The sequence below is a fragment of the Arenimonas sp. genome (assembly GCF_022842045.1).
Classification (GTDB): domain Bacteria; phylum Pseudomonadota; class Gammaproteobacteria; order Xanthomonadales; family Xanthomonadaceae; genus Arenimonas.
Genome location: NZ_JALHQI010000008.1, coordinates 19,632 through 34,452 on the forward strand (window position 1 = coordinate 19,632; position 14,821 = coordinate 34,452).

14 protein-coding genes are annotated in these 14,821 nt (G+C 69.6%); 6 read left to right on the plus strand and 8 right to left on the minus strand.

What is annotated here, in order from left to right; translation table 11 throughout:
* Positions 1–57: 57 nt before the first annotated feature.
* Both Q0C12_RS03295 and typA read right to left on the minus strand, forming a co-directional pair.
* The gene (locus tag Q0C12_RS03295; protein WP_290886171.1) at positions 58–825 is read right to left on the minus strand and encodes a sulfite exporter TauE/SafE family protein; all 768 of its coding nucleotides are present in this window, start codon (positions 823–825) and stop codon (positions 58–60) included.
* Between the two features lie 30 nt (positions 826–855).
* Positions 856–2,697: a translational GTPase TypA gene (gene typA, locus Q0C12_RS03300; protein WP_034213235.1), complete on the minus strand. Its 1,842-nt coding sequence runs from the start codon at positions 2,695–2,697 to the stop codon at positions 856–858.
* 163 nt (positions 2,698–2,860) lie between these two features.
* Here typA and Q0C12_RS03305 point away from each other — a divergent pair, with 163 nt between their 5' ends.
* Positions 2,861–3,370: a peptidylprolyl isomerase gene (locus Q0C12_RS03305; RefSeq protein ID WP_290886175.1), complete on the plus strand. Its 510-nt coding sequence runs from the start codon at positions 2,861–2,863 to the stop codon at positions 3,368–3,370.
* A 40-nt stretch (positions 3,371–3,410) separates the two neighbouring features.
* Here Q0C12_RS03305 and Q0C12_RS03310 read toward each other — a convergent pair whose 3' ends face one another.
* Genes Q0C12_RS03310 through Q0C12_RS03320 form a run of 3 tightly spaced genes read right to left on the minus strand, consistent with a single transcriptional unit; the run spans position 3,411 to position 5,901 of the window.
* Entirely contained in the window at positions 3,411–4,004 is a 594-nt protein-coding gene (locus Q0C12_RS03310) for a hypothetical protein (protein ID WP_290886177.1), read from the minus strand.
* Positions 4,001–5,167, minus strand: coding sequence for a M48 family metallopeptidase (locus Q0C12_RS03315; protein ID WP_290886179.1), 1,167 nt, complete (start codon positions 5,165–5,167; stop codon positions 4,001–4,003). Before Q0C12_RS03315 ends, Q0C12_RS03310 begins: the two co-directional genes overlap by 4 nt.
* Positions 5,164–5,901: a hypothetical protein gene (locus Q0C12_RS03320; protein ID WP_290886181.1), complete on the minus strand. Its 738-nt coding sequence runs from the start codon at positions 5,899–5,901 to the stop codon at positions 5,164–5,166. The genes Q0C12_RS03315 and Q0C12_RS03320 overlap by 4 nt, the downstream gene beginning before the upstream one ends.
* Before the next feature lie 129 nt (positions 5,902–6,030).
* Between Q0C12_RS03320 and Q0C12_RS03325 the strand changes: the two genes are divergently transcribed.
* The 4 genes from Q0C12_RS03325 to prpC are packed head-to-tail and all read left to right on the plus strand — an operon-like array spanning position 6,031 to position 10,317.
* The gene (locus Q0C12_RS03325) at positions 6,031–7,230 is read left to right on the plus strand and encodes an aminotransferase class I/II-fold pyridoxal phosphate-dependent enzyme (RefSeq protein WP_290886183.1); all 1,200 of its coding nucleotides are present in this window, start codon (positions 6,031–6,033) and stop codon (positions 7,228–7,230) included.
* Positions 7,231–7,239: 9 nt separating this feature from the next.
* A complete protein-coding gene (locus Q0C12_RS03330) occupies positions 7,240–8,223 on the plus strand; it encodes a malate dehydrogenase (RefSeq protein WP_290886185.1) in 984 nt (327 codons plus the stop codon).
* 51 nt (positions 8,224–8,274) lie between these two features.
* Positions 8,275–9,168, plus strand: coding sequence for a methylisocitrate lyase (gene prpB, locus Q0C12_RS03335; RefSeq protein WP_290886187.1), 894 nt, complete (start codon positions 8,275–8,277; stop codon positions 9,166–9,168).
* Positions 9,169–9,171: 3 nt separating this feature from the next.
* Entirely contained in the window at positions 9,172–10,317 is a 1,146-nt protein-coding gene (gene prpC, locus Q0C12_RS03340; protein ID WP_290886189.1) for a 2-methylcitrate synthase, read from the plus strand.
* A gap of 53 nt (positions 10,318–10,370) precedes the next feature.
* Here prpC and Q0C12_RS03345 read toward each other — a convergent pair whose 3' ends face one another.
* The 3 genes from Q0C12_RS03345 to Q0C12_RS03355 all read right to left on the minus strand — a co-directional run bounded on the left by Q0C12_RS03345 (position 10,371) and on the right by Q0C12_RS03355 (position 13,763).
* Positions 10,371–10,892 (minus strand): cell wall hydrolase, encoded by a 522-nt coding sequence (locus Q0C12_RS03345; protein ID WP_290886191.1) that lies wholly within the window; start codon positions 10,890–10,892, stop codon positions 10,371–10,373.
* 347 nt (positions 10,893–11,239) lie between these two features.
* Positions 11,240–13,267: an NADPH-dependent 2,4-dienoyl-CoA reductase gene (locus Q0C12_RS03350; RefSeq protein ID WP_290886192.1), complete on the minus strand. Its 2,028-nt coding sequence runs from the start codon at positions 13,265–13,267 to the stop codon at positions 11,240–11,242.
* 76 nt (positions 13,268–13,343) lie between these two features.
* The gene (locus tag Q0C12_RS03355; protein WP_290886194.1) at positions 13,344–13,763 is read right to left on the minus strand and encodes a helix-turn-helix domain-containing protein; all 420 of its coding nucleotides are present in this window, start codon (positions 13,761–13,763) and stop codon (positions 13,344–13,346) included.
* A gap of 126 nt (positions 13,764–13,889) precedes the next feature.
* Between Q0C12_RS03355 and Q0C12_RS03360 the strand changes: the two genes are divergently transcribed.
* Positions 13,890–14,696 (plus strand): alpha/beta fold hydrolase, encoded by an 807-nt coding sequence (locus Q0C12_RS03360; RefSeq protein ID WP_290886195.1) that lies wholly within the window; start codon positions 13,890–13,892, stop codon positions 14,694–14,696.
* Positions 14,697–14,821 lie beyond the last annotated feature (125 nt).

The window sequence follows — 14,821 nt, forward strand, 5'->3', positions numbered from 1 at the left end:
GGGCAGGGCGCACCGCCATCCGAGTATCGGGTGCGTCGCCGCACGCCGCAATGCGCTTCAGGTGAAGAACACGCCCCAGGCCAGCCGCGCCACCAGCGCCAGCACCACCGCCAGGAACACCATGCGGATGAAGCGGTCGCCCTGGCGGATCGCCAGCTTGCTGCCGACGTAGCTGCCGAGCATGTTGCCGATGATCAGCGGGATCGCCAGCAGCCACACCACGTAGCCCGACAGCGCCAGCACCGTCCAGGAGCTGAGGTCGGCGGCGACGTTGGTGGACTTGGACACGGCCGATGACTTCAGGAAGTCCAGGCCGATCACGCTGACGAAGGCGAACACCATCAGGGTGCCGGTGCCCGGGCCGATCAGGCCGTTGTAGAAGCCGCAGGCGCCGCCGACCGCCACGGCGGCCCAGGCCTCGCGATGCGGGGGAAACCGGCGCTCCTCTTTCTGGCCGAGGTCCTTGCGCAGGACCGTGTAGATGGCCAGCAGCACGCAGACCACCAGTACCGCCATCTTCAGGAGTTCGGGGTCGCTGCGCTTGGCGAACTGCACGCCGACCGCCGAGAAGGCGAGGGCGGACACCAGGGCGGGAACCACGATGCGCCGTTCGACGACCACGTGCCGGAAATAGTTCCAGGCCGCGACGCTGGTGCCCAGCAGCGAACTGGTGCGCTGGGTGCCGATGGCCTGCAGGATGTTCAGGCCGGGATGCAGGTTGAGCATGGCGGGCGTGAGGATCAGCCCGCCGCCGCCCACGATGCTGTCGAGCAGGCCGGCGGCGAAGCCGGCCAACGCGGTCAGCAGCCACAGTTCGGCCGTCATGGCCGTGGGCTCGGGCGGTGGGGCCTGCGCTTAGCCGCGCGAGGCCTTCTTGCGGTCGTTCTCGGTGCGGAACTTCTTGCGCAGGCGGATGGCGACCGGGGTGATCTCGACCAGCTCGTCGTCGTCGATGAACTCCAGCGCCTGCTCGAGCGAGAACTTCACCGGCGGGATCAGGCCTTCGTCCTTGTCGGTGCCCGAGGCGCGGAAGTTGGTCAGCTGCTTGCCGCGCAGGGCATTGACCGTGAGGTCGTTGTCCTTGGAGTGGATGCCGACGATCTGGCCTTCGTAGATCTCCTCGCCCGGCTCGACCATCAGGCGGCCACGCTCCTGCATCGCGATCTGCGCGTAGGCCGGCGACGGGCCGGTGCCGTTGGAGATCAGCACGCCGTTCTGGCGCTGGCCGATCTCGCCTTCCTGCTTCGGCGCGTAGTGGTCGAAGACGTGGAAGAGCAGGCCGGTGCCGGCGGTGATCGTGCGGAACTCGGTCTGGAAGCCGATCAGGCCGCGGGCCGGGATGATGAAGTCGATGCGCACGCGGCCCTTGCCGTCCGGCTCCATGTTCTGGAGGATCGCGCGGCGCTCGCCCAGGCGCTGCATCACGCCGCCCTGGTACTGCTCCTCGAGGTCCACGACCAGCGACTCGAACGGCTCGGACTTCACGCCGTCGATGTCCTTGATGATGACCTCGGGGCGCGACACGGCCAGCTCGTAGCCCTCGCGGCGCATGGTTTCGATCAGGATCGAGAGGTGCAGCTCGCCGCGGCCGCTGACCTTGAACTTGTCGGCGTCGGCGGTGTCCTCGACCTTCAGCGCCACGTTGTGCTGGGTCTCGCGCATCAGGCGGTCGCGCAGCTGGCGCGAGGTGAGGAACTTGCCGCCGCTGCGGTCCTTGTTGCCGGCGAAGGGCGAGTCGTTGACCTGGAAGGTCATGCTGATCGTCGGCTCGTCGACGGTGAGCACCGGCAGCTGCTCGGGCGTGGACACGTCGCACACGGTGTCGGAAATGCCCAGGCCCTCGATGCCGGAGATGGCGATGATGTCGCCGGCGCGCGCTTCCTTCACCTCGTGGCGCTCCAGGCCCATGAAGCCGAGCACCTGCAGCACCTTGGCGTTGCGCACCTTGCCGTCGCGCGCCACCACGGACACCTGCTGGTTGGTGCGGATGGTGCCGCGCTGCACGCGGCCCACGCCGATGATGCCGACGTAGTTGTTGTAGTCGAGCGAGGTGATGCGCATCTGGAACGGACCTTCCTCGTCCACCGGCGGCGGCGCCACCTTGTCGACGATGGTCTGGAACAGCGGGGTCATGTCGCCCGAGCGCACCGACTCGTCCATGCCGGCGTAGCCGTTCAGGCCCGAGGCGTAGACCACGGTGAAGTCGAGCTGCTCGTCGGTGGCGCCGAGGCGGTCGAACAGGTCGAAGGTCTGGTTCAGCACCCAGTCCGGGCGCGCGCCCGGGCGGTCGACCTTGTTGATGACCACGATCGGCTTGAAGCCCATCGCGAAGGCCTTCTGGGTCACGAAGCGCGTCTGCGGCATCGGGCCGTCCATCGCGTCGACCAGGATCAGCACGGAATCGACCATCGACAGCACGCGCTCGACCTCGCCGCCGAAGTCGGCGTGGCCCGGGGTGTCGACGATGTTGATGCGGTATTCCTCGCCGGCCGGCGAGGTCCAGCGGATCGCCGTGTTCTTGGAAAGGATGGTGATGCCGCGCTCCTTTTCCAGGTCGTTGCTGTCCATCGCGCGCTCGGCCAGCTGCTGGCGCTCGCCCAGGGTGTTGGACTGCTTGAGCAGCTGGTCGACCAGGGTGGTCTTGCCATGGTCGACGTGGGCGACGATGGCGATGTTGCGGAGCTTTTCGATGGACATGCGGATGGACGCCTGGCGGCGCGCTGCTCGTGGCTGAAGGAAGCCGGCGATTATAGCGGTAAACCGTTGCTGAATGCCTGTTCAGGCGCGCCGGTGCCGACAGGCCTGTGGCATCCTAGTCAGCCCGCCGGGCCCCGCCCGGCCACCCACGCCGGAGCAATCCATGTCCCTGACCGCCGTTTTCACCACCAGCCGCGGCCCGATCCGCATCAAGCTGCACGCCGACAAGGCGCCGCTGACCGTCGCCAACTTCGTCAACCTCGCCCAGCGCGGGTTCTACGATGGCCTGAGCTTCCATCGCGTCATCCCCGATTTCATGATCCAGGGCGGCTGCCCGAAGGGCACCGGCACCGGCAACCCGGGCTACCGCTTCGAGGACGAGTGCCGCGCCGACCTTCGCCACGACAAGCCCGGCGTGCTGTCCATGGCCAATGCGGGCCCGGGCACCAACGGCAGCCAGTTCTTCATCACCCACGTCGCCACGCCGTGGCTGGACGGCAAGCACACCGTGTTCGGTGAAGTGATCGGCGCCGGCGACCAGCAGGTGGTGGACGCCGTGCGCGGCGGCGACAAGATCGAGAGCGTCAAGATCGAGGGCGACGCCGCCCCGCTGCTGGCCAGCCAGGCCGCCCGCGTCGGCGAGTGGAACAAGACGCTCGACGCCCAGGCCTGAGGCCAGGCCACCGGCCGGGGCGCAAGGCCCCGGCCGCGCTTCACTTGACGAAGCGCAGGCTGTCGAACATCCGCGACACCGCCTCCGCGTCCCGGCCGTAGTAGTGCTCGGCCGGGGCGATCCACACCAGCAGGGTCAGCCGGCCGTCGCGTTCGGCGGCCGTGGCCATGCCGCGGTACTGCAGCCCGCCCGGGTTATCGAGCGCGAGGTCGAAGCGCAGGCCCGGCGTGGGGCCCCAGTTCGCCGGCCGCAGCGCGCTGCCGCGCACGTTCGCCCAGCCGCCGCCGCGCAGGCCGTCGAGCACGATGTCGCGCACCTCGTCTGGCCGCATGCCCTTGCGGAACCAGGGGCCGTCGGGGCGGCTGCGCCGCTCCCGGGCGCCCAGGAACACGTGTTCGCCGGGCCTGATGCCGGAAATGACGATCAGCTGGTTCAGCGGCGCGCCGTCGATCGTCCACTGCTCCTGACGCGGTGCCTTCAGGCGGGCCCAGTCCAGCCCGGTGTCCAGCGCCAGGTCGAACACGCGGGCATTGCCGGCCTCCTGCAGCCTCCCGCCGGCGCCGCCGCTGGCGCAGGCGGCCAACAGCAGCACGGCGAGGGCCATCGCCGCGCATCGCAGCGGGAATCGAATCATGGCGAGGCCTCCAGTTCGGCAAGGTATTGGCGGACGAAGGCGGCGTCCTCGGCCGCCGGCGCCAGCTCGAGGTAGCGGCGCAGCTCGGTGGCGGCCTCGGCGCGGCGGCCATCGTTCCGCAGCGCCAGGCCGTGCTCGCGGTGCGCGGCCGCGGGCGGCGAGGGCAGGGCGATGGCTTCCGCGTAAAGCGCACGGGCGCGGGCCAGGTCGCCCTCGTCGCCCCGCCGCCGGTAGGCCTCGCCTTCGTAGAACGCGTAGGTGGCCTGCATCTCGGGCTCCGCGTGCTTTCGCAGGTCGGTGATCACGCGCACCGAGGAGTCGTACATGCGGCGCGACAGCTCCAGCTCCAGCCAGTGCGCGAGGAAGGGTCGCACCGCTTCGCGGTAGGCCTCGCGGCCGGAGTCGCCCGACGCCTGGCCGCTGGCCTCCGCCGCGCTGCGCACGTCCTCGAGCCGCTCGGCGGTCTTGGGGTGGCTGGCGAACACCGGCACCGGCTTGCCGTAGCGGCGCGCGTCTTCTTCGTCCTTCATGCGCTGCCACAGCCGCGCCCCGGCGTGGGCGTCGTAGCCCTGGCCGGTGGCCACCGCGAAGCCGATGCGGTCCGCCTCGCGTTCGGCGTCGCGCGAGAACTGGTACATGCTCGCCGCGCCCAGGATGTTGGCCAGGTAGCCTGCGGCACCCGCGCCACCGCCCCAGGCCAACAGCCCGAACGAGCCGAGGAAGGCCGAGCTGCGCTTGGCCCGGCGCCACTGCTGGAGCGAGTGGCGCTGGCGGAAATGCGCGAACTCGTGGCCCAGCACCAGCGCGAGCTCGGCCTCGTCCTGGAAGCGGAGCAGGGCGCCGGTCCAAACGATCATCATGCCGTTGGGCGACATCGAGGCGTTGAACCACGGCTGCTCGACGATGTAGACGCGCATGTCGCCGCAATGGTCGGCCGCGACCCGGCAGGCCACGCCCCGCACGTAGGCGTTGAGCGCCGGATCGCGCACCAGGCTCGGGTGCTGCTGCAGGTCGCGCTCGGCGCGGTCCATCGCGTACCAGAGTTCGTCCTCGTCGCTGCCGGCGGCCGGGCGCTGGCCCGGGCGGGCCGATTCCACGGCCAGGAGCGCGGGTGCGGCCAGGGCCAGCAGCGTGGCCAGCAGCAGGGCGGGGCGTCGGTTCACAGCGGCAGCCCCGACAGCATGTCGGCCACGGTTTCTTCCGCGCCCTGCGCATCGCGCAGGTCCCCGGACTGGTTGGACATGAGGTTGAACCACACCACTTGCCCGGTGCGCAGGTCGACCAGGGTGGCCACGCCCACCTGCTGGCCGCCGCCGATGTCGACGTAGCTGCCCATCGCCGCGCCGGCCAGGAAGCCCAGTACGCGCATGGCCTTGCGGCCGCTGCTGGCGTAGCTGTCGCGGATGTAGGTGAACAGCGCATAGTCGGCGCCGGTGGCCTCGCGTAGGGTCTCCACGCCGGGGCCGAGGGTCCAGTCGAGGCGGCGGTCCTTGGTGGCCAGGTAGCTACCGCTGCGGGTGTAGACGGCGATGCTGGTGGCCACCGCCTCGTTCAGCCGCACCACCTGGCCCAGGCGCGAGTCGGGCGCCAGGTCGTCGGGCAGGTCGAAGTCGGGCTGGCGGGCCGTGCCGCCTTCGTCGAGCAGGCGGGCGACCGCGGCCGGGAAGTGCCGGCGCGCCGCCTCGGACCATTCCCGCCGGGGTTCCTGCAGGCCACCGGCGGTGACTTCGGTGAGCTCGATGTCCGGCTCCACCACCACCACGCTGCCCTGGATCCGCAGCGGACGCCCGGCGTCATCGGTGGCGACCCGGTTCTGGTCGTAGGCGAGGGCCTGCAGGGGCAGCCACAGGGCGAGTGCCCAAGCGAGCAGCCAGCGGGTGCGACGGGTCGGGGCCATGGCGTTCCTCCTGGCGCCAGCATGCCCGAAAGTCTGCGCAGGGCAAGCCCGGGCGGGGGCGTCGGGGTGGGCGTGCGTGGTATCCTTCCGGGGTTTTTCCGCCCCGCCACAACCCCTGCGAGGATTGCGATGCCCCAGCTTGCCAAGCGCATGGGCCGTGCCAAGCCCAGCGCCATCATGGCCGTCGCCGACAAGGCCAAGAAGCTCAAGGCCGAAGGCCGCGACATCGTCAGCTTCTCCATCGGCGTCCCCAACTTCCTGCCCGGCGAGCACGTCTACGCCGCCGCCCGCGAGGCGCTGGCCAAGGACAGCGGCCAGTACGGCAGCAACCGCGGCTCCGACGCCCTGCTCGACGCATTCCTGCACCACCTCGAGGGCCTGGGCCTCACCGGCTACACGCGCCTGCACTGCGCCACCGGCATCGGCGCCAAGCACATCCTCTACAACCTGGCCGAGGCCCTGCTCGACGAAGGCGACACCATCGCCTACGCCGTGCCGTACTGGACCACCTACGCCGACATCGCCGAGGTGCTGAACGCGAAGATCCTCGCGCTGCCGTGCCCGGCCAGCCAGGACTACAAGCTCACGCCGGCCCAGCTCGATGCCGCCCTGGCGACCAAGCCGAAGGTGTTCCTGTTCAACAACCCGAACAACCCGACCGGCATGGTCTACACCCGCGCGGAAATCGCGGCGCTGGCCGACGTCGTCGCGAAGCACCCGGACACCTGGGTCATCACCGACGACATCTACAACACGATGGTGTTCGACGGCTTGGGCTACCACAACTTCGTGCAGGCCCGCCCGGAGCTGCGCGAGCGCGTGATCTTCGTCGACTCGCTGTCCAAGACCTACGGCATGCCCGGCTGGCGCGTCGGCTTCATGGCCGGCCCGGAATCGGTGGCCAAGGCGATGACGGTGCTCAACTCGACGCACATCACCAACCTGCCCGAGGTCGTCGTGGCCGCCGCGGTCGCCGCGCTGACCGGCCCGCAGGACGTGCCGCTGGGCAAGTGCGCCGAGTTCCAGGCCAAGCGCGACAGGGTGGTCGACACGCTGAACGCGATCCCCGGCGTGGTCTGCCCGAAGCCGCAGGGCGCGTTCTACGTGTTCCCCGACATCAGCTGCGCCTTCGGCAAGTCGCACAAGGGCGTGAAGATCGCCAACGACGTCGACTTCTGCAGCGTGCTGCTCGAAGCCAAGGGCGTGGCCTGCGTTCCCGGCTCGGCCTTCGGCGAGCCGCGCGCGCTGCGCATCAGCTACACCTGCCCGACCGAGCAGCTGCCCAAGGGCCTGCAGCGCATCCAGGAATTCTTCGCCGAACTTTCGTAAGGAGCTGTCATGAAAACCCCCGTTCGCGTTGCCGTCACCGGCGCCGCCGGCCAGATTGGTTACTCCCTGCTGTTCCGCATCGCCTCGGGCGAGATGCTGGGCAAGGACCAGCCGGTGATCCTGCAGATGCTCGAGCTGCCGATGGAGAAGGCCCAGGCCGCCCTTCGCGGCGTGATGATGGAGCTCGAGGACTGCGCCTTCCCGCTGCTGGCCGGCATGGTCGGCACCGATGACCCGATGGTCGCGTTCAAGGACGCCGACGTCGCCCTGCTGGTCGGCGCCATGCCCCGCGGCCCGGGCATGGAGCGCAAGGACCTGCTGCTCAAGAACGCCGAGATCTTCACCGTGCAGGGCAAGGCCATCAACGCCGTGGCCTCGCGCGACATCAAGGTGCTGGTGGTCGGCAACCCGGCCAACACCAACGCCTACATCGCCATGAAGTCGGCGCCGGACATCAACCCGCGCAACTTCACAGCGATGCTGCGCCTGGACCACAACCGCGCGCTGTCGCAGCTGGCCATCAAGGCCGGCGTCGACGTGGCCGGCATCGAGAAGCTGGTGGTCTGGGGCAACCACAGCCCGACCATGTACCCCGACTACCGCTTCGCCACCGTGGCCGGCGGTTCGCTCAAGGACAAGATCGGCGACGAAGCCTGGAACCGCGAAACCTTCATCCCGAAGGTCGGCAAGCGCGGCGCCGCGATCATCGAGGCCCGCGGCCTGAGCTCCGCGGCCTCGGCCGCCAACGCCGCCATCGACCACATCCACGACTGGGTGCTCGGCACGAACGGCAAGTGGGCGACGATGGGCATCCCGTCGGACGGCAGCTACGGCATCCCGAAGGACGTGATGTACGGCTTCCCTGTGACCTGCAAGGACGGCAAGTACGAGATCGTGCAGGGCCTCGAGATCGACGAGTACTCGCGCACCATGATGGACAAAACCCTGGCCGAGCTCGAGGAAGAGCGCGCCGGCGTCGCCCACCTGCTCTGACGGCACCGCGAAGGCGACCCACGGGTCGCCTTCGCGATTGAGGGAAACGAAATGACTGACATGAACTCGGCCGGCGCGCGCTTCCGCGCCGCCGTCAGGGAAGAATCCCCGCTGCAGGTGATGGGCGCCATCACCGCGTACGCCGGCATGATGGCCAAGCGCACCGGCTACAAGGCGCTGTACCTGTCGGGTGGCGGCGTCGCCGCGAACTCACTGGGCATGCCCGACCTTGGCATCAGCACCATGGAGGACGTGCTCACCGACGCGCGCCGCATCGTCGATGCCACCGGCATGCCGCTGCTGGTGGACATCGACACCGGCTGGGGCGGCGCCTTCAACATCGGCCGCACCATCAGGAACTTCCAGCGCATCGGCGTCGCCGCGGTGCACATGGAGGACCAGGTCGGCCAGAAGCGCTGCGGGCATCGCCCGGGCAAGGAAGTGGTCTCGACGCAGGAGATGGTCGATCGCGTGAAGTCCGCCGTGGACGCTCGCACCGACGCGGGCTTCGTGATCATGGCGCGCACCGATGCCGCCGCGGTCGAGGGCCTGGACGCCGCGATCGAGCGCGCCGTGGCCTACGTCGAGGCCGGTGCCGACATGGTCTTCCCGGAAGCCATGCGCTCGCTGGACGACTACCGCAAGGTCAAGGCCGCGGTGAAGGTGCCGGTGTTGGCCAACCTCACCGAGTTCGGCTCCACGCCGTTCTTCACCACCGGGGAACTGCGCGACGCCGGCGTGGACATCGCGCTCTATTGCTGCGGCGCGTACCGCGCCATGAACAAGGCCGCGCTGCACTTCTACGAGACCGTGCGCCGCGAGGGCACCCAGAAGAACATCGTCGACACCCTGCAGACCCGCGCCGAGCTCTACGACTTCCTGGGCTACCACGCCTACGAAGACAAGCTCGACCAGCTGTTCGCCGAGGAAAAGAAGGAAGACTGAGCCATGACCGAATCCACCCTGCCCAAGCCCAAGAAGTCGGTGGCCCTGAGCGGCACCGCCGCCGGCAACACCGCGCTGTGCACCGTCGGCCGCAGCGGCAACGACCTGCACTACCGCGGGTACGACATCCATGACCTGGCCACGAAGGCCGGCTTCGAGGAAGTGGCGCACCTGCTGGTGCACGGCACGCTGCCCACCGCCAGCCAGCTGGCGGCCTATAAGACCAAGCTCAAGCGCCTGCGCGGCCTGCCTGCGATCGTCACCGACGCGCTCGAGCTGGTGCCGGCCAACGCGCACCCGATGGACGTGCTGCGCACCGGCTGCTCGGTGCTCGGCGTGGTGCTGCCCGAGCGCGACGGCCACCCGGTGAACGAGGCCCGCGACATCGCCGACAAGCTGATGGCCAGCTTCGGCTCGATGCTGCTGTACTGGTGGCACTTCACCCGCAACGGCCGCCGCATCGACGTCGAGACCGACGACGACACCATCGCCAGCCACTTCCTGCACCTGCTGCACGGCGAGCCGCCGAGCGCCTCGCACGCGCGCGCGCTCGACCAGTCGCTGGTGCTGTACGCCGAGCACGAGTTCAACGCGTCCACCTTCACCGCGCGCGTCATCGCCGGCACCGGCTCGGACCTGTTCAGCTGCATCACCGGCGCCATCGGCGCGCTGCGCGGCCCGAAGCACGGTGGCGCCAACGAAGTCGCGATGGAGATCATCGCCCGCTACGGCAGCGCCGACGAGGCGGAGGCCGACATCCGCGCCCGCGTGGAGCGCAAGGAAATCGTCATCGGCTTCGGCCACCCGGTCTACACCATCGGCGACCCGCGCAACCCCATCATCAAGGACATCAGCCGCAAGCTCTGCAAGGAAGGCGGCAACCAGGTGCTGTTCGACGTCAGCGAGCGCATCGAGACGCTGATGATGGACCTCAAGAAGATGTTCCCGAACCTCGACTGGTACAGCGCCTCGGCCTACCACATGATGGGGGTGCCGACCGCGATGTTCACCCCGCTGTTCGTGATCGCCCGCACGAGCGGCTGGTCGGCGCACGTGATCGAGCAGCGCATCGACGGCAAGATCATCCGCCCGAGCGCGAACTACACCGGTCCCGAGGACCGCGCCTTCGTGGCGATCGACAAGCGCTGACCAAAAGAAGTGGGGGGAGCGGGGTCAGGTTCGGAACCTGACCCCGTTTTCGTTCAGGGGGCCAGGCGCTGGCTCGCGTGCGGGCCAGCGGGCGTGGCCGCCGTCGGCACCGACATGGTCACGGTCGGCGGCGTCAGCCGCTGGACCCGGAAGAAGGTGTGGTCGCCGATGGTGGCCACCCGCGGCGCGGTGGCCCAGGCCGGATTGGCGAGGTCGAGGGCGGCGAAGTGGCTGGCGCCCGGGACGACCTCATTGCGCTGGCCGGCCGGCTGGCGCCAGTCGTGCTGGGCCTCGAACGCGACCTCCACGGCTTTTTCCCAGGCCTCGAGGTTCTTCATCCGCAGGCCGGGATGGACGATGGTCGGCGCGAACTGCTTGCGGGCGGTCACCACTTCGCAGACCGACTCGCCCCAGCGGCCGCTGTCCCGGCGGCGCAAGGCCACCTCGGCGACGGCACGCTGGCCCAGTTCGGACTGGTTGCGGGCTTCTAGGTAGATGGTCGTCGCCAGGCAGAGCGGGTCGGCGGCGGGTTGGGGCAGCACCTGGGCAAGCCACAGGATGAAGGACAACTTCATGGCGGAACTCCTTGCTCCGTTGCGCCGCACTCCACCGTCCGCCTTGCGGCGGGTCGCCTGTTGGAATCTCCAACGGGACGGGGGGAGGGATGCGGCCTGGCGTTTTGGGGATGGACGAGCGAGGCTCGCATTCCGGTCGGGGCGTCGAAGGTTGGGCGCCGTCCGGAAACCCCGCCAAGCCATGCGCTGGGGGGCCGTATCTGGCCGGCGGGTCCTGGGGACGGGAGCCGGTTCCGACGCGCATGGTACGGCCGGAACCCGAACTCCAGCTGAACGGGTATTCACAACCCGTTGATTTTATTTGGAGTGATTACTCAAGCCGGCCGCCGAAATGGCCGCTGGCCGGCCTAGAAACCCGCAGCGAGACGGCTGCCTTGGTCGATGGCGCGCTTGGCATCGAGCTCGGCGGCAACGTCGGCGCCACCGATCAGATGCGGCTGCCTGCCTGCCGCCACCAGCGGGTCGAACAGCGCCCGCAGCGGCTCCTGGCCGGCGCAGACGACCACGTGGTCCACTGGCAGCACTTGCTCCCGGCCGTCCACGCGGATGCGCAGCCCGCTGTCGTCGACGCCCAGGTACTCGACCCCGCCGAGCGCCTGCACGCCCTTGGCCTTGAGCGCCGAGCGGTGGATCCAGCCGGTGGTCTTGCCCAGCTTCGCGCCCGGCTTGCCCGGGCTCCGCTGCAGCAGCCAGACCTCGCGGGCGGGGGCTTCGGGCTTGGGCTTGGCCAGGCCGCCGGCGCCCTCGAAATCCGGTGCGACGCCCCATTCGGCCAGCCAGCGCCCCGTGTCCAGGGTCGGCGACTCGCCTTCGTGCACCAGGTACTCGGCCACGTCGAAGCCGATGCCGCCGGCGCCGATGATCGCGACCTTCTGGCCCGGCACCACCTTCCCGCCAAGCACGTCGAGGTAGCTGACGACCTTGGGGTGGTCCCTGCCCGGGAAGGCGACCTTGCGGGGCCGGATGCCGGTGGCCAGCACGATCTCGTCGAAGCCCCCGGCCAGCAGGTGTTCCGCATCCACCGCCGCGCCCAGGCGCTGTTCGACGCCGGTCAGCTGCAGGCGCTTGTCGAAGTAGCGCAGGGTCTCGTGGAATTCCTCCTTGCCCGGGATGGTCTTGGCCAGGTTGAACTGGCCGCCGATCCGCGGCGAGGCGTCCATCAGCGTGACCCGGTGGCCGCGCTCGGCGGCGACCGTGGCGCAGGCAAGCCCGGCCGGGCCGGCGCCGACCACCGCGATTCGGCGCGGCGTTGCCGCGGGCAGGTAGTTGAGTTCGGTTTCGGCGCAGGCGCGGGGGTTGACCAGGCAACTGGCCTTTTTGGCCACGAACACGTGGTCCAGGCAGGCCTGGTTGCAGGCGATGCAGGTGTTGATCTCGTCGCGGCGGCCGGCGCGCGCCTTGTTGACCCACTGCGGGTCGGCCAGCAGCGGCCGGGCCATCGAGACCATGTCGGCCTGGCCGCGGGCAAGGATGTCCTCGGCGACCTCGGGCATGTTGATGCGGTTGGTGGCGACCAGGGGCAGCGCCACGTGCGGCTTGAGCTTGGCGGTGACGCCGGCGAAGGCCGCGCGTGGCACCGAGGTGGCGATGGTGGGCACCCGGGCCTCGTGCCAGCCGATGCCGGTGTTGATGATGGTGGCGCCGGCGGCTTCGATGGCCTTGGCCTGCAGCACGATCTCGTCCCAGTCGGAGCCGCCCTCGACCAGCTCGAGCATGGACAGCCGGTAGATGAGGATGAAGTCCGGCCCCACCGCCTCGCGGATGCGGCGCACGATCTCGACCGCGAAGCGCATGCGCTTCTCCGGCGTGCCGCCCCAGGCGTCGGTGCGCTTGTTGGTGCGCGCCGACAGGAACTGGTTGATCAGGTAACCCTCCGAGCCCATCACCTCGACGCCGTCGTAGCCGGCCTCGCGGGCCAGGCGGGCGGTGTTGACGAAGGCCTTGATCTGGCGCTCGACGCCCCAGGCGGTGAGGGCGCGCGGCGTCAGCGGGCTGATCGGCGCCTTGATCTTCGACGCCGAAACCAGCAGCGGATGCGCGGCGTAGCGACCGGCGTGCAGGATCTGCATGCAGATCTTGCCGCCGGCGGCGTGCACGGCCTGGGTGACGATGCGGTGCTTGTGGATTTCCCACGGCCAGCTGAGCTTGCCCGCGAAGGGCTTGAGCCAGCCGACCAGGTTCGGCGCGATGCCGCCGGTGACCATCAGGCCGACGCCACCCTCGGCGCGCTCGCGGAAATACGCGGCGAGCTTGGGGAAGTCGCGGGCATGGTCTTCCAGGCCGGTGTGCATCGAACCCATCAGGACCCGGTTGGGCAGCGTGCAGAAGCCGAGGTCGAGCGGCTGGAAGAGATGCGGGTACGACGTGGCGGTCATGGCTGGCGGCGCGTGGCGGTGGAGTCCCGCACCTTGCCCGTAACGGACGGCGCGGACAAGACGCGGCGGAAAGGGTTCATTCCTTGCCTTCTTCGCCGACCCGCTGCATCTGCAGGTCGCGCAGGGACAGGCGTTCACCGTTGTCGTCGCGCAGGCCGAGGTCCGCCAGCGGCGCGCCGGTATGGCGGTTCACGAAGCGGACCGGGGCCTTGCCGCCATAGATCCAGCGGTCGCCCCATTGGGCCAGTGCGATCAGCACCGGCGCCAGGTCCTTGCCGCTCTCGGTCAGCCGGTACTCGATCTCCCTCGCGTCCTCCTTCGAGGCACGACGCTCCAGTACCCCCGCCTCGACCAGGTGCTTGAGCCGGGCGCTGAGCACGTTCTTGGCGATGCCCAGCCGGCGTTCGAAATCGCCGAAACGACGAACGCCCCCGAAACACTCGCGAAGGATCAGCAGGCTCCACCACTCGCCGACCCGTTCCAGGGCCTGGGCCATGGGGCAGGGCATGTCTGCATAGGAAGTTCGCTTCATGGGCGCAGGCTAGACGAGATGGTTGCATAATGCAACCAGATACGGCAAACTGCGATTGGTTTTATAGCGAAACCAATAACGGTGCCCCCAATGAATGCCAAATTGATTCGTCCGCTCGGCCGCCTGCTGGGCAACCTGTTTCCGGACCTGGCTGCCGAAATGGCCAGGCGCCTCGCGACCCGGCCCATCGGCCGCCGCCGCCGCCCGGACCCGGAGGGCGCCATGCCGGTGACCTTCCGCTTCGGGCTGGCGGGACTGCGTTGGGGTCACGGTGGCCCCACGGTGCTGGCACTGCACGGCTGGGAAGGCCGGGCCGCGCAGTTCCGCGGACTGGGCGAGCGCCTGGCCCGTCGCGGCTATCAGTTGATTGCGCTGGATGCGCCGGCCCACGGCCGCTCGCCGGGTGCCGAGGCCGACCCGGTGGTCTTCGCCGACGCGCTGCAGGAAGTGGCCGCCGAAGTCGGTCCCTTGCATGCCGTGGTGGGACACTCCATGGGTGGCGCATCCGCGCTTTATGCCCTCAGTCGTGGCCTCGACTCGGCGCGCGGCGTCGCCATTGCCGCGCCGGCGGGCCTGGTCGGCGTGCTGGCGCGCATGAGCCGCGCACTGGGGCTGCCCGAGGAGGCGCGGCGCCGATTCTTCGCGAAGATGCACTCGCGCACGGGCGTCGCGCCCGAGGCTCTCGACATCGACCTGGTTGCCAACGGCCTGGCCCAGCGGGTGCTGGTGGTCCATGACCGCGACGATCGCATCATCCCCTTCGCCGACGCCGAGCGCATCGCCCGGGCCACCCGCGGCGAGCTGCACGCGACCCGGGGCCTTGGGCATCGCGACGTGCTGCGGGACGGGGACGTGCTGGACCACATCGTGGGCTTCCTGGCACCGCGCGCGGCCTGATCCCGGCCGCGGCGCGAAGGCGTCCGCTCCGGGCGCGCCGCTGCGTTCACTGGCGAAGGGTCGGCGACAGCAGCCGGCTTCTGGCAAACTCCATCACACGCCACGCACGTACGGACTGCCGCCCC